14 protein-coding genes are annotated in these 19,127 nt (G+C 70.2%); 4 read left to right on the top strand and 10 right to left on the bottom strand.

Going from position 1 to position 19,127, the window contains the following annotated elements; all coding sequences use genetic code 11:
* Window positions 1–334: 334 nt before the first annotated feature.
* The 4 genes from F0L68_RS42540 (at window position 335) to F0L68_RS21895 (ending at window position 5,188) form a co-directional block, all read left to right on the top strand.
* A complete protein-coding gene (locus tag F0L68_RS42540; RefSeq protein WP_188316734.1) occupies window positions 335–475 on the top strand; it encodes a hypothetical protein in 141 nt (46 codons plus the stop codon).
* 432 nt (window positions 476–907) lie between these two features.
* On the top strand, window positions 908–1,621 hold the full coding sequence (locus tag F0L68_RS21905; protein WP_188316733.1) for an alpha/beta fold hydrolase: 714 nt from the start codon (window positions 908–910) through the stop codon (window positions 1,619–1,621).
* A 304-nt stretch (window positions 1,622–1,925) separates the two neighbouring features.
* Complete coding sequence (locus tag F0L68_RS21900) at window positions 1,926–3,371, top strand: fascin domain-containing protein (RefSeq protein WP_149851515.1); 1,446 nt, start codon at window positions 1,926–1,928, stop codon at window positions 3,369–3,371.
* 329 nt (window positions 3,372–3,700) lie between these two features.
* Entirely contained in the window at window positions 3,701–5,188 is a 1,488-nt protein-coding gene (locus F0L68_RS21895) for a toxin glutamine deamidase domain-containing protein (RefSeq protein ID WP_188316732.1), read from the top strand.
* Window positions 5,189–5,287: 99 nt separating this feature from the next.
* Here F0L68_RS21895 and F0L68_RS21890 read toward each other — a convergent pair whose 3' ends face one another.
* The 10 genes from F0L68_RS21890 to F0L68_RS42535 form a co-directional block, all read right to left on the bottom strand.
* Window positions 5,288–6,922, bottom strand: a complete 1,635-nt coding sequence (locus F0L68_RS21890; protein WP_188316731.1) for a fatty acyl-AMP ligase — start codon at window positions 6,920–6,922, stop codon at window positions 5,288–5,290.
* A 116-nt stretch (window positions 6,923–7,038) separates the two neighbouring features.
* Window positions 7,039–9,963 carry an AfsR/SARP family transcriptional regulator gene (locus F0L68_RS21885; RefSeq protein WP_149851512.1) on the bottom strand — a complete coding sequence of 975 codons (2,925 nt, stop codon included), beginning with the start codon at window positions 9,961–9,963 and terminating at the stop codon, window positions 7,039–7,041.
* A 150-nt stretch (window positions 9,964–10,113) separates the two neighbouring features.
* Window positions 10,114–10,590 (bottom strand): hypothetical protein, encoded by a 477-nt coding sequence (locus tag F0L68_RS21880; protein WP_149851511.1) that lies wholly within the window; start codon window positions 10,588–10,590, stop codon window positions 10,114–10,116.
* A 303-nt stretch (window positions 10,591–10,893) separates the two neighbouring features.
* A complete protein-coding gene (locus F0L68_RS21875) occupies window positions 10,894–11,085 on the bottom strand; it encodes a hypothetical protein (RefSeq protein ID WP_149851510.1) in 192 nt (63 codons plus the stop codon).
* A gap of 52 nt (window positions 11,086–11,137) precedes the next feature.
* Window positions 11,138–12,604: a GMC oxidoreductase gene (locus F0L68_RS21870; protein ID WP_149851509.1), complete on the bottom strand. Its 1,467-nt coding sequence runs from the start codon at window positions 12,602–12,604 to the stop codon at window positions 11,138–11,140.
* Window positions 12,604–13,596, bottom strand: coding sequence for an NAD-dependent epimerase/dehydratase family protein (locus F0L68_RS21865; protein WP_149851508.1), 993 nt, complete (start codon window positions 13,594–13,596; stop codon window positions 12,604–12,606). Before F0L68_RS21865 ends, F0L68_RS21870 begins: the two co-directional genes overlap by 1 nt.
* Entirely contained in the window at window positions 13,596–14,438 is an 843-nt protein-coding gene (locus F0L68_RS21860; protein ID WP_188316730.1) for a phytanoyl-CoA dioxygenase family protein, read from the bottom strand. Before F0L68_RS21860 ends, F0L68_RS21865 begins: the two co-directional genes overlap by 1 nt.
* Before the next feature lie 29 nt (window positions 14,439–14,467).
* Window positions 14,468–16,873, bottom strand: a complete 2,406-nt coding sequence (gene desII / locus F0L68_RS21855; protein WP_149851506.1) for a dTDP-4-amino-4,6-dideoxy-D-glucose ammonia-lyase — start codon at window positions 16,871–16,873, stop codon at window positions 14,468–14,470.
* Complete coding sequence (locus tag F0L68_RS21850) at window positions 16,870–18,876, bottom strand: DegT/DnrJ/EryC1/StrS family aminotransferase (RefSeq protein WP_149851505.1); 2,007 nt, start codon at window positions 18,874–18,876, stop codon at window positions 16,870–16,872. The genes desII and F0L68_RS21850 overlap by 4 nt, the downstream gene beginning before the upstream one ends.
* A gap of 58 nt (window positions 18,877–18,934) precedes the next feature.
* The coding region (locus F0L68_RS42535; protein ID WP_223199020.1) for a hypothetical protein at window positions 18,935–19,127 on the bottom strand (193 nt) is incomplete at its 5' end.

The raw sequence follows: 19,127 nt of genomic DNA, 5'->3' as shown, positions 1-19,127 counted from the left end.
CAGGACGCCCAGGAGGCAGCGGACTGGCTGGTGGACCGGTTCTCCCGACTGGTACCGGGGCTGCCGGTGACCGCCAACATCGAGGCGGGCGGCGGCCAGTTCCTCGTCATCCTGGCCACCGGCCGCCGCTGACCGGGGATCACCAAGCGCGCATTCACGTCGAGGTGAACTGTCGGCCACATCGACAAGATCCGTCCGGGTGATCTGACCGGGCCAACTGCGGCCCGACGACCGGGGACGACAGCTTCATCGAACCTGTGGGGCTTGGAAACGCGATTCCATCTCCGACCTGGGTTGGTCTGGCTGCCGACTGGCGGCCTGCGACGATCACGTGGTGCTGTTGTCGCTGCCCTACCTGAACGTGCGGTGTCTGTTGGGCATCCGGGCTGTGCTGGTGCGTCGTGATCTGTCCAAGGATGCCCAGCTGTTGGTGCCACGCCACAAGACCGCAGTGCTGCGCCGCCGGGGTTCGTGACACCCCGGGCATTAGGACCCTCGCCAGTCCACCCCAAGCGCCTCGTCCGAACGGCACGGGACAGCCCGGCGACGGCGGCCAACTGCTCGACGGTCCACGCGCGGGCCGGCTCGGCATGGACGGCGGCGGGCACGCGCGCGGTGCGCTCGTAGTAGACGAACATCCGCCGCGCCGAACGCGTCGATCACCGGCCCCGAGGCCAGGCCCAAACGGCGGAAGAGCAGTTGTCGGTCCTCGGCCAGCGTGCGCGGAGACAGATCGACAATGGCCGCGAGGTCCCGTTCACCGTTGTTGGAAACCGCCAGCGCGCGTCCCGGTCGTGCTCCGGTCAATCTGTCGGCCAGACGCTGGAGGTCCCACGCCCGACCAACACCGAGTCCAGTGAGGACAGTTCTCGGCGACGCCCGCGCGACGCGGCAGTACGCTGCCCGCATGCAGATCACCGTGCTGTGCGTGCCGGGCACCATGGCCCCGCCGGCGATGTTCGAACCACTGGCCGCGGCGTTAGCGACACCGGTCGAGGTGGCGCCGTGGCTGGAGTGGCCGGGGCCGCACGGCCTCGACGCGGTGGCCGAACGCGTGGCCACGCTCGCCGAGCGGCACGCTCCCGTCGTCCTGGTCGGGCACTCGACCGGTGGTGCGATCGCCCTGTTGGCCGCGAGGACGCCGGCCGTGGTGGGTTTGGTGGTGTCCAACAGCGGCGCGAACATGCGCGGCCACGGCGATGTGGACGCGTTCCTCGAACGACTCCGCGACGACTGGGGCCCGCCGGTGTGGCAGGCGCTGTGGCAGCGCTCCCTGCACCATCCCATTGACCAGTGCATCGAGGACGCCGCGCTGGCCTACCCGGCGACCCTGGACCCGGCCGCAGTGCTGGAAGTCCTGCGCAGCCAGCGCGACACCGACCTCACCCCGCTGCTCGGCCAGATCGACGTTCCCGTCCTCGTGGTGCACGGGAAATGGGACCGGGCCAGGCCGCGCGACCATGCCGAGCACCTGGTCGCGCACCTGCCCGACGCCGAACTGGCGGTGCTGGACGCCGGACACAGCCCGATGGTCGAGGCCCCGGCCGAGTTCGCCGCCGCGGTGTCGGGCCTGGTCGCCCGAGCGTCCCGGCCCGACACCCGCGCGTCGGTCCGGGGCTGATCGCCAACTCGGGGAATCCTGCGCACGACGTCGCGAGAAATCGCCCGGACCTGCGGCTTTCGCCGGAACTGGGCGCTGCGCTTCATCGCCGAGCTGGCCATTTTCTCCGTCGAGATCGCCATCGCACTCCGACGGGCCATCCGTGGCGCAACGCGCCCGATGACCGTTGTGCGACCGTCGGGACGAGTTCGTCTCGGCCGGATGAGCGAACCTGCCCGACCGTTCGCCACGAAGCATGATCGCACCGGTAGCGTCGACGGCACCGTGCGGATCTCGGTGCGGCGTAACCAGTTCGGGAGGCATCGTGGCCAAGCGAAGCTGTTTTCGCGCGTCCAACAACCAGTATGTCCGCGCCGAGGGCGTGGCCATGGGCGAGCCGCGGGTGCCGCCCGCGACCGGGCCCGATCCGTGGGAGATCTTCACGAAGACCGACGCCGGCGGCGGTCTGATCACCTTGCGGGCCGCCAACGGCAGCTACCTGTCCGCCGTGGAGGGTGGCGGCGGCGTCGAGTCCGCCGGCCTGGTCATTGCCGGCCGGGTCGTCGTCAACCGACTGGACAGCCGCGACGCCGAGACCTTCGTGGTGGACGAGAGCACCTACAGTCCGGCCACGACTTTCCGTGCCGCCAACGGGAGGTACGTGTCCGCGGAACAGGGCGGTGGCGGTGTCGTGCACGCCAACCGGCCGATCGTCGGCGGTGGATGGGAGAGGTTCACGCTCGGCACCGTCGCCGACGGTGTTTCGGTGCAGGCGCAGAACGCCAACTCCTACTGGCAGGTGCCGGACACCGGCGCGGCGGTGCTCGCCAACGGCGCGTCGGTGGGCACGCCGGAGAAGTTCGTCAGGGAGGCGGGCTACGATCGGGCCCGGCCCAAGAAGCTGCTCGTGTACTACGCGTGGCCCAGCGCGTTCGACGGCGGCGGGGGCGTCTACCAGGTCGCGAAGCTGTTCGCGCAGTACGAGTACGTGATCCTCGGCGGCGGTGTCGAGGACGTCAACCACGGCGACCACAGAAACACTACCGAGATCATCGCCGCGATCCGCGACCTCAGCGGCGGCGCGACCATCGTGTTCGGATACCTGCCGTTGGGCAACGTGCCCACCACACCCGGCTACTCACTGGACGAGCTGGGACGACGGGCCGGCGCGTGGCGGTCGATGGGCGTCACCGGTGTGCTCGTCGACCAGTTCGGCTACGAGTTCCTCACCGGCGACACCAACACCGACCGCAGGAACAGGCAGAACGGGGCGGTGGACCGCATCCACGACTACGGGCTTTCCGTAGCTGCCAACGGATCGAACCCCGACCAGGTCTTCAACACCGCCGACGGTGGGGTCGCTGTCGGCGGCACGGACTTCTACTTCTCCGAGAGCTACCAGATCGAGGCCGGGCACTACCAGACGCTGTCCGCATGGCACGACAAGGCCGAAAAGGTCCGCGACTACCAGTCCTCGGTCGACTTCCGGGTGCTGGTCACCACCACGACGACGGACAGTGTCGCCTACACCGAGGCCCTGTTCTTCTACGCCTGGTACTCGGCGATGCTCTACGGCTACGAGGCGATCGCGTGGGGCGAGCCGAACTACAGCGCCATCAGCAACACCGCCACGTTCCGTAGACGACCTGGTTTCACGCCGGGCTACTTCACCGCGCCGACGAGCTCGCCCAGCACCGGCGTCTACGAGCGGACCACCGATGGCAGCACGCTCTACGTCGACACCAACACCAACACCGCCGGCACCCGCTGAAAGCCAACCCGCCGCAAGCGATGGGCGCCCACCTGCCTTCGACGCCAAACGACTACCGATCTCCGCGCGCCCGCGACACTCCTACTTCTGAAGTGCCAGAAGCGATGTCACTCCTCAGTGCACCGCCAAGCCCTCGCGCTGCTCCGCGACGTCGACGACACCCGGCTGACCCGGCCACCGGCTAGGAGTTCCCAGCGCGCGGCGAGGCCCCGGCAGTCGCAGATCGACCGATGATCGTCTGGTGATCGATGGGTGCGAGCGTCGTGCCGGCGGTTTCGAGGCCGGCCAGACTCCAGAAGGGATCCGCACCAATGGTCCACGCTCCCCACGTGCCGCATGGTTCGGCCGCGCCGAGGGCGACACGCGCGTCGCAGCTGCCGAGCGGTTCGGCGGCGAAACCCGCGGCGACGCCGGGACAGCATCAGCCTCGCGTCGACACCGGTCACCGTTCGGCGCCTCGAACCTCGATAGGCGAAATAGGCCGGAGCACAGCCGGTTCGGTACGCGGCCTCGGTGAGTGGACCGCTGGCGCGACCCGCGCCACAATCGACGTCGGCCACGTCTTCACCCGGTCGACGAACGCACCGACCGGCCGCTTCCTACCGGCCGCCGAGACTCAACCGGCGGCCGACCGGCCGCAGCGCCCGCGGCTGGTCGCCCAGGAGGAATCGCATCCGTTCTACGACGCGGCCTCGACCCGGCCGGCATCGCTGCTTTCTTCGGATCCGGCACGCTGGCGGCTCCTTAGGGGGCCGGTGGCTGGCATCACCACCCGCCCGGCAATCCACCACGGCACCGCCGTGGACCTGGTTGTCGACAGGCGAGGCCGGTGGCCCGGCGCCTGGCATGGCGGCGGGGCGCTGAGTCTGGACCCCGCGTCCTTCTCGGCCCCCCGCCCCGACGGTTACCGGTACGGCATCGACGAGCACGGCCGGCACCACAAGGTGGCCACCGATGGTCGAGTGTCCACGTGGGGCCCAACCTGGCGAACTGTCGGAAGGCTCGATCCGACGGGCCACCGCGTGATCGGGCCTGACGGCAGGCCAATGCAGTTCGATCCCGCCCATTTCTCGACCCCTGACGCCAACGGTAGCCGGCACTATCGCGACCAGCACGACACAGACCACACACTGGGCCGAGACGGCCAGCTGTTCAGGCTGGACGGCGCCCCTGTCTGGACACCCACCGGAGCGCTCACCACGGACGACACGAAAGGCCAGCGGTTCCTACGAGAAGAGCTTCCTGGGTTCGACAGCATCAACCGGACGCAGTTCGAGGACCGCAAGCCGGGCCACGACATCAACTGCAACAAGTGTGTGCTCGCGACCGACGCACTGTTGAGCGGCTTCCCCGGCCAAGCCACGGCCTCCTATCCCAGTTTCGAGTCGTACAACGTCCTGCACGAACGGTACGAAGGGACCTACCACACCATGAACAGCTACGACGAGCTCATCCAGCACATGGAGCAGCACGGTGGCCGTGGCGTGGTCCAGCTCGGCCGCACCGACGGCACGGGGCACGTGTTCAACGTGGTGAGGACACCGCACGGCATCGTTTTCCTTGACGCGCAGACAGGAACTCTCGGCAAGCTCGAACCGCGCGACACGACCAACTACATCGGCCTCTATCACTACACGCCGGATGGCCGCGTGCCGCCCCTGCCGATGCTCAACGCGTCGCCATCCCTGGTGAACATGGTCAATGACGGTCTGCGGGCGAGAGACCACGGGTGGACGATCCCCGTGGATCAGGGGGCTCCGCTCAACCCGATCGACGACCGAATCATGCGGCCCCCGCTCCCGCTCCCGAGAGGTTGACGAGAGGATCCTGCTCGGCCGTCCCTGCGGGCGCGCGACTCCAGCCGGTTGCGAGTTCCTGACCGCGTCCGGTGCGCTGTCGAGGAACACCGGCGGGCGCTACCGTGCACTCGCCGTCCGCGCGGTGAAGTCGCCGGCCAGATAGCGGATGCGACAGGCGCCTCGGCGCAGTTTTCCGCTCGTGGTGAAGGGAACCGTGCCTCGGTCGACCAGCACAACCTCGGTCAGTCGCATGCCGTGCTCGGCGTGCACCGCAGCCGCCACGGCCGCCGCCGCCTCGTCGCGGTCGGTGGCACCGTCGGTCTCGGCGAGCAGGACGAACCCGTCGGGCACGGCGAAGGCCGCGCACGTCCGGGACCGGATGCCGGGGTGGGCTGCCGCTGCGGTCCGCTCCACGTCGGACGGGTAGTGGGCGCCGCCGTCGACGACGATCAGGTCAGCAGTCCGTCCCAGCACATACAGTTCGCCGCCGAGGAAGGCGCCAAGGTCTCCGGTGGGCAGGTGCCCGACACCGTCGATCTCGACGAGTGTCGCGGAGCGGTTCCAGTAGCCGCGGGTGACGCTTGGCCCGGCGATGAGGATCTCGCCCACCTGGCCCGACGGGAGCGGCAGACGGCCGTGCGGGTCGACGATCCGCACCGACATGCCCGCCAGCGGGCGGCCGCTGCTGACCACAGCCATCCCGGTGTCGGCGGCCGACAACCGCCCGAGGGCCAGTGCCGCGCGGTCGACGAGCAGCGGCGCGGCCGGCCTGCCCGGCACGCCGGCGCAGACCATGACGACTGCCTCGGCCATGCCGTAGGTCGGGTAGAAGGCCGCCGGGTCGAATCCGGCCGGCTCGAATCCCGCTGCGAACTCCCGCATTCGAACCGGGTCAAGAGCCTCGGCCGCGCACAGGGCCAACCGCCAGCCGCTCAGGTCGAGAGCAGCACGTTGGTCGGCGGGCACCCGACGCAGCAGCATGTCGTAGGCGAAGCCGGGCAGGGAGCCGCTGGTGGCCCGGCGCCGGGACATCTCGCGCAGCCAGCGGCCGGGGTCGCAGACAAAGTCCTGCGGTTGCAACAGAAAGGCCTGGAAGTCCTCGTACACGGGGTGCAGCAGCTGGGAGACCAACCCCATGTCGTGGAACAGCGGCAACCAGCCGACCACGCGATCGGCCGAGGTCGCCCGCGTCGCGGCGCTCACCGCCCGGAGGTTGGCCAACGCGTTGGCATGGCTGACGACCACGCCGCGCGGATCGGCCGTGGTGCCGGAGGTGTACTGGAGATAGGCGGTGTCCTCAGGGTGGATCTGCGCTGGCCGGAAGGCCGTGGCCTCGTCGGCGGCGACGGTGTCGGCAGCCAGGATCGGCAGGCCCACAGGACGCAGCAGCTGCGCCCAGGCATCGACCGTGATCAGCAGCTCGGGCACGCAGTCGGCGCGGACGACGTGGAAACGGTCGGCCATCGCACCGGGCAGCGGCGGGGGAACCGGCACCGGGACGACCCCGGCGTACAGGCAGCCGAAGAACGCCGCCGCGAAGTCCGGTCCGGTGGGGCAGGCCAGCAAGACCCTGCTGCCCGCAGGGATCCGCTGCTGCAACGCACCGGCCAACGCGCGGGACCGCCGATCCAGTTCGGCGTAGCCGAGCGGGACGTCGGCGCCGTCGGCAGCCGAGGGCAGGAAGATGAGGGGAACACGCTCGGGGCTTCTCGCTGCGCGTTCGCGCAGCAGTCCGGCCAGATCCTTGATCATGTGACGGCCTTCGGGTTCGTGTCGATGAACGGGCACGGTCCCTTTGTCGCACAACCGGATCATGACCGGATCACCGCCGGATCACCCCGGCGGTGATCCGGCGGCATCCGACGGCCTCACCCCGTGAGTTCGTCGAGCAGTTCCCTGGCGCGGGCCGCTGCGGGCAGTTCGAGTCGGGTGTACAGCTCGGTCGCGCTGGCGTAACGCTCGCGGGCGTCGTCGAGTCGACCGAGCCGTTGCAGCACGATGCCGTGCAACAGCAGGGCGTTGCCGCGATGCGTGTGGTCCGCGGTCTCGGTCAGCGCCTGCACGGCCTCCGCCGCGGTCGACTCCGCCCTGACCGGGTCGCCGTCCGCGAGATGCAGCCGGGCCAGCCGGATCAGCGACCAACCCTCCTGCATGCGTCTGCCGTTGCCCCTGGCCAGCCGCAGCGCGCGAGTGGCCTTCTCGAACGCGCGCTGCCGATCCCCCTGACACCAGGCGATCCAGCCCAACTCCTGGGTGGCGAACGCCTCGACCGCGCGGTCGCCGGTCGCCTCCGCGATCTCCAAGGCACCTCGGGCCGCCCGCTCGGCATCGGCCAACCTGTCTACGTCCGAATACGTCTTGGACAACGTGGCCAGCGCCAGCGCCTCGCCCCACCGTTCGCCCAGTCGGCGATACAGCGTGATCGCCACGTCGAAGCGTTCGACGGAGGCGTCCGTGTCACCCTGGAACTGGTCGACGGTGGCCAAGACGTGCACTGCCCAGGCGAGCAGCCGTGGATCTCCCCCGCTCTCCAACAAAGTCACGGCGTCGGACAGCTGCTCACGAGCCCGCCCCCGCTCCCCGAGCTCCAACAGGAGGACGCTGCCGCAGGCCACCCGCGCCCGCGCTTCGGCCATCGGTTGACCGGCCGAGGCTGCCACCTCCGCCAGGATGCCCAACCGGCGCGCGACATCCAGCGCCATCGTGGAGGCGTCGAAGGTCTCCGCGAGCGCCCAGGCCAGGTCGGCGGCCAGGCCCAGTGGCGCTGCTGGTGTGGTGGCGGCCTGCGCGTACAGGGCGGTCACGGTGGGACGCTCGCTGTCGAGCCAGCGCTGGGCCGCCACCGCGTCCGTGAACACCACGCCGGCCGAGCGAGTCCGGGACAGGTGCACGGGCAGCATCGTGCCGCGATTGCGCAGCCCCACCAGGTTCTTGGCGCTGGCAAGGTAGAAGTCCAACACCCGCGCCAACACCTGGTCCGGTTCCTGCCCTCCGTCGGTGTCGGGACCGGGCTGCCGCAACGCGAACAGGCGCATCAGGTCGTGGTAGCGGTAACGCCCGCTCGCGGTGCACTGCAACAGGCCGAGATCGACGAGCGACTCGCACACCTCGTCCGCCCGTTCCCTCGAGCACTCCAGCACTGCGGCGGCGACCTCCACCGGCAGCCCAGGCACATCGGGAACGGCCAGCAGCCGAAACACCCGAGCCTGCTCCGCGTCCAACTGCCCGTACCCCAACCGGAACGTCGCCTCCACGGCGGCGTCGCCCGCGCGCAACTCGTCGAGGCGGCGGCGTTCGTCCGACAGCCGCGCCAGGACCGAGGCCACGCTCCAACCGCCTCGGCTGGCCAACCGCGCGCCGACGATCCGCACCGCCAGCGGCAGGAAGCCGCACGCGGCCACCACCGCGCGACAGACCTCGCGCTCCGCGTCGGCCCGCTCCCTGCCGACGACCCTGGTGAACAGGTCAAGCGCCTCCGTCGGGTCCAGCACCTCCAGCGGCAGCACGCGCACGCCGGACAGCCCCGACAGAAGCACCCTGCTGGTCACCAGGGCGCTGCAACCCGGCGTGCCAGGCATCAGCTGCCGGATCTGCGCGGCGTCCTTGGCGTTGTCCAGCAACACCACGACGCGCTGGCCGGCCAGATGGCTGCGGTACAGCGCGGCCCGCTGCTCCGTGTCGCGCGGGATCTCGCCCTCCTGGCACCCCAACGCCCGCAGGAACCCGCCAAGCACTTCGCCGGGCAACGCGGGATGCTCGTCCATCCCTCGCAGGTTGGCGTACAGCTGACCGTCCGGAAACCGCTCGCGCACCCGGTGGGCGACGTGCACGGCCAGGGTGGTCTTGCCCACCCCGCCCATCCCCGCCACCGCGCACGCCGCCATCGAATCGGAGACCAGCACGTCGATGATCTGTTCGATCAGGTCGACGCGTCCGGTGAAGTCCCCGATGTCCGCCGGCAGCTGGGCGGGCCGCACCGCCCGAGACGCCGCGCCCGTGACCTGCGGCGCGGTCAGCTCTCCGGACAGCAGGCGATGGTGCAGAGCGCTCAACTCCCGCTCCGGCTCGACGCCCAGCTCCTGCACCAGAACCTGCCGCGTGCGGGTGTACACCTCCAACGCCTCGGCCTGACGGCCCGCCCCGTACAACGCCGTCATCAGCAGGCCCTGCAACCGCTCACGCAACGGGTGCTCGGCCGCCAGCCGCATCAGCTCAGGGACCGCCTCGCCGTGCCGGCCCAGCGACAGATCCAGATCCAGCAGATCCTCCTGCCACCCGAGTCGGCACTGGATGAGCCGGATGCGCTCGATCTCCGCGCCAGGCCCCGGCACGGACCCCAGCGGCTCACCCGACCAGGAGTCCAACGCGGCAGCCAGCTCGGCCCGCGCCAGCACGAGGTCACCCGCGCGTCGTGCCAGCACGGCCGCCGCCGCGCCGGCCTCGGCCACCGCCCAGTCCACCGCGCCCGGCTCCGGGGTCAACGCGTAGCCGTCCCCGACCGAACGCAGCACCGACGGGCGGTCGCGCGCCCGCCGCTCGGGCTCCAGCACCCGTCGCAGCGACAGGACCTGGTTGCGCAGCGCCCCCAACGCGCTCGGCGCCGGATCCTCTCCCCACACCGCGTCGACCAGCTCCTGGGCGCCGACCGGCCGCCCCTTCCGCAACAGCAACATGGCCAGCACGGCCTGCCGTTGCGGGCCGCCCAGATCCAGCGGCTCGTCCCCCCGCCAGGCCCGCACCGGCCCCAACACCGCGAACCGCAGCCCCGTCGACTGCGCCCCCGTCTCCTCCACGCACCGCCCCTGTCCGTACTGGATGCACCCTGGTCAAGCCTAGTGGCGCGTCCCCCGTGGTCCTTCGTCGTAGGCACCGCAGAGCTGCGGATGGTCCGGAGCGGACCGGACCGCGCCCCTCGCGCGTCCCGGTCCGCTCCGGTGTTCGGATCAGCAGCCGCGGCCGAAGGTGCCGGCAGACCAGACCGGCGTGTTGTCGGCCCGGTACACGACGAGGTTTCCATCCGTCTGGATGGTGAAGTGGTCGCCGGAGCCCTGGGTGCCGGCGGCCCACACCGCCCGGCCCTGGTCGTCGTACTCGACCAGGTTGCCGTCCGACTGCATGCTCAGGTGGCTGCCCCTGCCGTAGCTGTCGGTCGCCCACACCGCGTTGCCCCAGTGGTAGTCCACCAGGTTGCCGTCGCCCTGCATGCTCAGCGTGTTACAGCCGGCGACGAGGTAACCGCCGCGCCACAGAACGTCGCCGCGCTGCATGACGAAGTCGCCGTTCGGCGCGCGATAGGAATCGGGGTGGACCGACGCCGAACCGGCGGAGCCGGGCGTGGCCGCGCCGGCGATACCCAGTGGGGCCAGGACGAGAGCCGCGCCGGCCAGCGCGGTCGCCACGAGCGTTCGAAAGAGTGTCATGTCTGGTTGATCTCCGCCTTCTGCTTGACCGTGCGCCGTCAGCTCGCGCAGTGGTCACCGATGAACAGGCCAGAAGAAGATCCGCTGTCAGGTAAGCGGATCCGGCCTGGTTCACAGACTGACACCGACCAATAACCAGGGAATAAGCGCGGGATAAGTGCCGAACAAGCACGCTCTTGACGCCTCTGTGGATCTCAGCTGGATCGGGCGACGGCTCAGGCCGGTCAGTCGACAACAGCCAGTGCGGCCCGCGTCAGCTCCGCCGGCCGGCGCAGGCTGTCGCCCGTCCAGATCGAATGGTGGCTACCAGGAACGATGTGCTCGGTCAGGTCGGTTGCCACCGGGCCCCAGCGCGGGGTGCTGCGACAGTGACTCGGAGGCGATCAGATGCACCACCGGGCCGTGGTACGGCTCGGCCACCTGGAATCCGAACGACGCCTCGATGTGCGCGCGGAACACCGGGTGACGCTCGGCCAGCAGGTCCGCGTCCACCACGTCCTGACCACCGCGGGCGCCACCATCATCCGGCTCACCGGGTGGTCGGGCGTCAGTCCGCCAGGATCGCGGCTAGTCGACGCGCCAGGGCGAGCGTGGTCAGCGATGGGTTCGCCGCGCCCATCCGTGGGAACAGCGACGGGCCGGCGATGTGGAGACCTCGGACACCGGCCAGTTCGTGACGCTCGTCCACCACTCCGCCCAGCGGCAATGTGCCGCCTTCGTGTTCCTCGGTGCCCAGGAGGACGGACCACGCCATGGGCTTGCCGACGGGCTGTGTGTCGGCCGACTCCGGGAGGACGGTGTCGTTCGTCGTGGCGGGGTTCTGGAAGTCGTCGAAGGGGAGGTCTTCGGCCGGGTGGTCGAGGGATTCGGCCAGTTCGTGCCAGATGTTGTTGAGGAGATCGCGTTCTGCTGACACGACTTCGTTGTCACGGGCGGAGAGGCTGGTGTGGACTCGGACCTCCCAGGGGTAGGAGTCGGCGGGGACGCAGTCCACGTAGGAGTCCTCGTTGCGTAGCTGCTCACCGGTCGTCTTCGCGTTGACGTAGAGCTGGTTGTCGTTCTGCCAGAAGAGATCCAGGAAGACGTTGGCGCGGACCTGTGGGCCGCCCGGCATGAAGTAGGAGCCTTCCGGGAGGTTCGGGTTTCGGGCAACGTTCAGGGTGGCGGCGAAGCCGTGGACTATGTGGTCGGTCAGACCGGCCAGGCGGGGTGGAACTGAGTTGTTGGCTGTGTGCCTGGCCTGGATGGCCAGTCTGCTGTTCTCGATCGTTCCGGCGCTGAGGACTACCGTCTCGGCCGCAATGTGGTCCAGCTCGCCGGTTGTGCGGTGGCGGACCGTCAAGCCCGTGACTGTGCCGCTGTGGGTCGTCACCGCCAGGACTTCTGTGTCGCTCAGCGTCGGCGGGCGGTCGGGGTCGCGGAGTGCGGCCCCGGTGAACGGGTCGCGCCAGTAGTCCAGCGGGGAGTAGGCGGCCCACTGGTCCGGGTCCGTCGGGTCGTCGTGGTAGGCGCGGACGACTGTGCTGAAGCGGTGGCTGCCGATGGCCAGTGGGGTTGGTGGGCTGGTGGACAGGGCGGCTTCGACGCCAAGGTCGGCCGCCACCCGTTCGTAGAGGGAGGGGCCGTCCCGCCAGGAGTCGCGCAGGTCCTGCGTGATGGCGCTTGGCCAGGCTGGGTCGTTCAGTGCCCAGTCCTCGATCGGGACTGTGGCGCCCCACCAGTACAGCGACCGGCCGCCAAGGCGGCGACGCAGGCCGGAGCGGCCGTCGTAGTGCGGGGACGACTCGGAGGTCCAGGGGCGGTGGAAGTGCGGGTCGTTGTGTGGGGCCAGGAACATCTGGAGCGCGTCTTCCGGGCTCGTCGTGCGGTTGACGTGTCGGAGCTCCTTGGCGGGGCCCGCCTCGATGACCAACAGGTCGGTGACGCCTCGGCGGTGCAGCTCCTTGGCCAGTTCCAGGCCTGCCATGCCGCCGCCGACTATCGCGATTCGGGTCCTGCGGTTGGCGGTTGTCATCAGAGTGCTCCCGCGTGGTCGAGGAGGAAGCTTGGACCATTTCGATCGGCTCGGAGGAGACGGTCGAAACTCCCCCACCAGGCACGGTTTCTGGCATACCAGTCGACTGTTCGGTCGAGGCCCTCGTCGAGTTCGACCGTTGGCTGCCAGTCAAGGACCGTGCGCAGGTGGTCCGCCGAGGCGATCAGGCAGGGGCCCCGGCCGTCGCGGTCCACGGCCTCGACCGTGTCGTACTCGCAGGCCGGGATCCTCGCGGCGATGCCGTCGGCGACCTCCTCCAGGGTCACGCCCTTGCCCGCTGAGATGTTGTGGCAACCGCCCCAGTTGTTCGACTCGACCAGGCCGAGGATCGCGGCGGCCGCGTCGGTGACGTAGAGGAAGTCCCGCAGGCGTCCCGTCGTCACCTGCGACCTCATGCCCGCGTGGGCCTGCGCGATGATGCGCGGCACGATACGGTCGGGCGACTGCCACGGCCCGTACAGGTTGGTCAGGCGCACGGTGGTCGCGCGCACGCCGCGTTGCCGGCGGTAGGTCCCGACCATGTCCTCGCAGCGGATCTTCGACTCCGCGTAGGGCGAGAGCGGCAGGCGCGGCGACGACTCGTCGAACAGCGCGCCGTGGTTACCCCCGTACACCTCGATCGAGGAGGTGAACAGGACGGGCGTGTCGTAACGGGCCGCGGCTTCCAGGACGGTCCGTTGCACCTTGATGTTGTTGGCCAGTACCCGATCGCCGAAGTGCAGGGAGTAGTCGACGTGGGCCAGGGCCGCCAGGTTGATGATCGCGTCCAGGCCGCCAAGCGAGCCTGCGTCGCCGGCGCTGAGGTCCTGTTCCGTGAGGGTGGTCCTGTTGTCCGGCTCGCTGTGGGCGTGCCGGCCCAGGCGGTCTGCCCTGTCTATCAGTACTGGTTCGTGGCCGTTCGCCTTGGCGGCCTTGGCGAGATTGGTACCGAGGAAGCCCGCGCCGCCGGTGATTCCGAGTCGCAGTCCCATCACTCCTCCCCCGGCTCGGCGTCGAACAGCCCGAGGTCCGCCATGGCGTGCGCGAAGTCGGGGCGCTCGTCGGTCAGCCAGTCGGGGTCGTAGTAGGGGAACGTCCGTGTGTCGTAGCGGTGCCCCACGCGCAGGAAGAGGTCGATGTAGTCACGGGCGGCGGCTCGTTGCGACTCGGTCTCCGGGATCGCCACGTAGGAGACGCTCCACTGCGCGCGCAGGCTGCCGAACAGCGCCGCGTGCCAGATGTGCACGTCGAACACGACGAGGTCGCCGGGGTCGGTCGCGGCCGTGATGCCGGGCCACCAGGCGGCCTCGGCCGCTTCGTCAAGGGGTGTGGACTCGGGGTGCCTGTCGCGGAAGGCCGCCAACCGGTCGGAGAACTGCTGCTCGTGCGAGCCGGGGACGAAGCGGAGCGCGCCCGACTCGGCCGCTACCGGGCTGAGGTAGGCCGCCACCTTGATGGCGCGAAGGTCGGGGTGGGCGGCGTCGCGGTGCCAGCCGGACGCGTCGCTGTAGAGGATTCCCTTGGCCGGCTTGGGCATCACGGGGGCGCCAAGGAGTTGACCGCCCAGGGAGAGGAGCCCGTTGCCTGAGGTCAGCGCCCTGCTGGTGGGGCTGTGTTCGGCCATGAGGGGTAGGTAGAAGCCCTCGTATCCCGTGACCACGCTGGGTTTGTCGGTGGGAAGCTGGTAGCTGCGGGCCAGGCCGTCGCGGACCTCGGACTCGAGCGCCGCGACGGTGTCTGAGTCCAGGAAGGCGGGGAGCTTCAGGAAGCCGAACTCGTGGAAGAAGTCGAGTTGGTGTTGGTCAAGTGTGTCCAGGGTGTCGATCGATCGCATCGCGCCACCTCCCCTTCGGTTCGTACGGCTCATCGGAGCAGGCCTCGATGGGCGGACCAGCCGGCGTCCACGTCCGCGTCCAGCTGGCGCAGGCGGGCGGTGACCACCTGGTCGAACGCGTCCAGGTAGAACTCGTCGCCGTCGACTGGCTCCACGGTGCGGGTGGGGTCGGCCAGGTAGTCCGTCACGATCTGTTCGAGGCCGGCTGTGGGTGAGATGCGGCCGATGACGTAGCGGGTCGCGCCGGGCAGGCCGGGGAACGCCGCCTCGCGGTAGAGGTAGACGTCGCCGCGCAGGTCGACCACCACCGAGGCCTGGGGATAGCCGCGTCCGCGCATCAGGGCCGGGGTCGAGTAGGGCAGCGTGGCCGCGCCTCCCCTGCGGATGCCCTGGAGCGCGTAGCCGTAGTCGATGTGCAGGGTCGGGGTGAGTTCGCCGGCCCGATCCTCCAGTGCGAGGAGGGCGCCAAGGAGTTCCTGGCGTTCCGTTTCGGGCAGCCGCCCGTCTGCTCGGCCGCTGTAGTCCTCGCGGAGGGTGAGGAAGTCGATGGGGCGGTCCGGCGCGGACTCGTTGATCCCGGCGATGTGGTCGATCAGGCGCGGGAGGCGTTCGGCGCGACCCGGCAGGACGACGTAGTTCAGGCCGACTCGGAGTGGCGCGGCGCGTTCCGCGCGTAGTTCAAGGAAGCGGCTCAGGTTGCGGCGCACCCGGTCGAACGCGCCGGTGCGGCGGGTTGTCGCGGCGTACTCCTGTTCGTCCAGGCCGTAGAGCGAGATGCGGATCGCGCTCAGGTCCCACAGGCCGGGTTGCCTGGCCAGCGTCTGCGGCGTCAGCGCGAATCCGTTGGAGTAGCAGGTCGGGTTGAAGCCCCGGGCCGCCGCGCGGGTCACCAGGCGGCCGAGGGTCGGGTTGGTGAGGGGTTCCAGGCCGCCGGAGATGTAGAAAATGGCCGGGTCGTCGGTGGGAGCTTCGTCGATGACCTTGCCGAGCAGTTCCTCGCCTGCGGCGATTTCCGATGTCTCGTAGCGTTCGCCCTCGATCCGCGCGCAGAACGTGCAGTGGAACATGCACGTCGGCCCGGGATACAGGCCCACTCGGTAGGGGTGGCGGGGTTTGCCGTCCAGGACCGCGTCGAAGACGCCGGCGGACTCCATCGGCAGCAGGGTGTTGCGCCAGTACTTGGCCGACTCGCCGGACAGGAGCGGGATGGCGAGCTCGGGTACCTCGCGGAAGGCCTGTAGGAGCGCGGCGAACGACTTTCGGTCGCGGCCCAGGCTGGCGCGCAGCTCTTCGAGAGGGGTGAAGGGGCTGGCCGCAGCCTGCGTGGACAGGTGCGCCAGGTCGTGGGCGGCCGCCTCGACGGCGTTCCAGTCGCCGGCGTGGGTCACCAGGCCGGCGCGTTCCAGCGCGGGGGCGATGCGGGTGCGCAGCATCGCCGCCATGCGGTCGCGCGTGGCGGCCGATGGCGAGGCGGCGAGAGTGTCGGTGATGTCCGCGGTCAAGGCGTCTTCCAGCGCCCAGGTACCAGCGAGGATGTGCTGCGCGGCGGTCGCTTCCAGGGGGCACGGCGCGGTTGTGCGGTTCGTTGCCGCCGTCAGGAATGCGGTCAGGGCCGTTGTCAGGGTGCCGGGGGCGGCTGCGCCAAGGGGGAATCGGTCGCCGTCGGGGTGGATCAGTTCGGCCTGGTCGGAGTTCCAGTCCACCTCGAGGGAGGCGGTGCTTCGGGTTTCGATGTGCAGTCTGCGGTGGCGGCCCGTGGAGTTTCTGAGCACCTCGCAGGTGATGGGGATGTCGGCATACCGGAACGCGGCTTCGAAGCCGTCCTCTGCTGCCCGTTGCGACAGGGTCAGCGCGGTGGGTTCGGCCGGGCCGAGGAGCGTGGTGAGGATGCTCAGGACGTGCGGCATCAGGTCGCGCACGGCGGACACGGTGAGGTCGGTGTTGCGGACTTCCGTGCCGTGATCGGCGGAGTGCCGTTCGCGCCAGACGACTCGCAGGGCGGTGATCGGGTCCTGGCGCAGTCGGGCGGCCAGGTCGTGCACCCAGGCGGCCAGCAGGAATTCATGGTCGACGGCCAGGAGGTTTGCCCTCTGGCTGGCCAGGTCGAGGAGGGCGCGTTCGGCTTGTGGTTGTGCGGCAAGGGGTTTCTCCACGAGCACCGGTAGGCCAGCGCGGAGCAGGGGCGTGGCGGCGTCGGCGTGTGTCGCGGGCCGGGTGGCGACGATGGCGGCGTCGTAGCAGGTGAGGTCGGGCGGTGTGTGGCGGACGATCTCGACTCGGGTCGCCCGGTCGGGATCGGCCTCGGCCCATTGCGTGCACCGGTCGAAGCCGTGGTCGGCGACCAGGGTGATTCGGTCGGCGAGGTGGTTGCCCAGCAGGGTTCCGGCCAGGACCCGGCCCCAGCGGCCGCCGCCGACCAGCAGGACGTGTGTCATTCGGCGGCCTGCCCCGTCCCGTACTCGGGTGTGGACATGCCGCCCAGCCGGTAGCGCAGGGTCGGCTGCGCGGTGCGGCCAACGGGGAACTCAAGGCGGTGGATCTGTTCCAGGAGGACGTCGTCCTCGCCAAGGCGGGCCTCGGCCTCGGCCGGGGTGCGCGGGCGGCTGAAGCGCAGCAGGCGCAGAGCGTCGCGGTCGAACAGCCACTCGCCCATGTCGACCATGCCCGGCAGGCCGGGGACGCCGTCGATGGTCGCGCTGTCGCGAACCGTGGGGCTGTCGTTGTCCATGACGTCCGCGGCGGCCAGCTGGGTCAGCAGGGCCTCGGCCGCCGTTGACGGGGCGCGCCAGGGGAATCGGTCGACCGTGGTCGGCAGGCCGTCCGGGCTGACCAGGGTGCGCCAGGAGTGCGCCACCGGGTATCCGGCGGTCGTCAGTTCCAGGAGGGTGGACAGGTGGTTGGTGTCCCACTCGTTGTCGTCGTCGAGGAAGGCCACGTAGTCCGCGGTGCAGCGGGTCGCGGCGAGGTCGCGCAGCGCGGCGATCCTCGCGAAGGGCTCTGTGGGGAGCAGGCCGTCGGCGGCGATCCTGATCACCTCGCAAGGGACCTCGGCGATGGCGTCCGGGACGCGGTCGCCGTCCACCCACACGGTGAGCCGGACGGTCGCGTCGGCGTCCTGCTTGAGGGCGCTGGCCAGGGTGCCGGCCAGCGTGTCGCGCTCGCCCTTGGTGATCACGACGACGTCCACTGTCGTTGTGGGAGAAGGGGAAGCGTGGATCGGTACGGTGGTCTTCGCGCCGGGTTCCAGGGAGCGCAGGACCGCCGCGAGGCGGCGGAGGTCCTCGGCTGGGGCGAGGAACGCCATGTGCGAGATCATCACCGAGTTGGCGAACCACGCTCGGGCGTGCGGCAGGTCCACGGCCGGGGCCCGCAGCGCGGCGAACTGCTTGATCGTCTCCGGCAGGTACAGCGGCCCCTCGGCGACCGGGTCGTAGACCGTGGAGATCACCAGGCCGGTCTCCCGCTCCACCGCGGACATCACCTCGTCCGGGGTGCCGGCGCCCTCGGGGATTCGCACGATGATGCCGTAGAAGGACCCGCTGGCGACGGCGGCCTCGTCGGTGACCATCTCCCAGCCGCTGCCGGCCAGGGCGTCCGCCAGGGTCCGCGCGCCCGCGGTGCGGCGCTCGGCCTGGGCCGGGAATCTGCCGAGCTGGTCCGCCAGCAGGGCGCCGGTGTACTCGGGCGGCGACTGGTTCGAGCCGTGCAGGAGATTGGCCGGCACCAGCTCGTTCCAGGCGATCGGCGAGTTCAGGGCCGCGCGCCTGCGGGAGTCCATCACCAGGGATTCCAGGCGGTGTAGGACGTCTTCGTCGTCGGTGAGGATCGCGCCGCCCTCGCCGCTGGTGATGATCTTCGAGGCTTGCAGGCTCATGATGGACAGGTCGCCCAGCGAGCCGATCCGGCTGCCGTCGGCGGTCAGCCCGAACTGGGTGTGTGAGGCGTCCTCGATGATCGGCACGCCGGGGAAGCGCGCCCTGGCCGCGGCGACGTCGAAGTGCTGCGCGAACAGGTGGATGCCCAGGATCGCCGAGGGCCGCTCGGCCAGGGTCGCCGGGTCGCCGCAGGGCGATTCCGGTGTGGCGTCGAAGAACACCGGTGTCGCACCGACCCGCAGCACCGAGGTCGCGCACGCGACCCAGGTGGCCGCCGTCATCGCGACCGTGTCACCGGGACCGATGCCCAGCGCGTGCAGCGCGACGACGATCGAGGTCGATCCGCTGGTGGTCAGCACGCAGTGCCTGCGCCCGGACATGCGCGCCACGGTGCGCGCCGCCGTCACGGTCTGGGACGGCCACAGGCTCTTGCCGCCGCTGACCGCGAGCCGGCCGCTGAGCAGCGCCCTGGCCATAGCCAGGGAGGAGTGCTCGTCGAGCTCCGGCCACACCGGCCAGTCGATGGGGCGGCCGTCCGCCGGCAGTGCTTGGTCGTTCGACATGGCAACCTCTTCGTCCGATGTGCGGGAAAGGGCAGGTGGCACTGGAGGTTCGGGCGCGTCAGGCCGACGGTCGGCGCGTGAAACCCGCGCAGGAGGCGATCGTGAGCGGGACGATGTGTCGGCCGTAGAGCGGGTAGGACACCTCGTCGAAATCCACGTACCGGTTGCGGTAGCACCAGTTGCACTCGTCGAACCGCGCGATCGGCCCGTCCTGCCAGTCCCGATGCGCCGCCCGCAACTCCCGATAGTTC

The organism is Solihabitans fulvus, from assembly GCF_008386585.1.
GTDB classification, from domain to species: Bacteria; Actinomycetota; Actinomycetes; order Mycobacteriales; family Pseudonocardiaceae; genus Solihabitans; species Solihabitans fulvus.
This window is presented reverse-complemented; position numbering and strand designations above follow the sequence as displayed.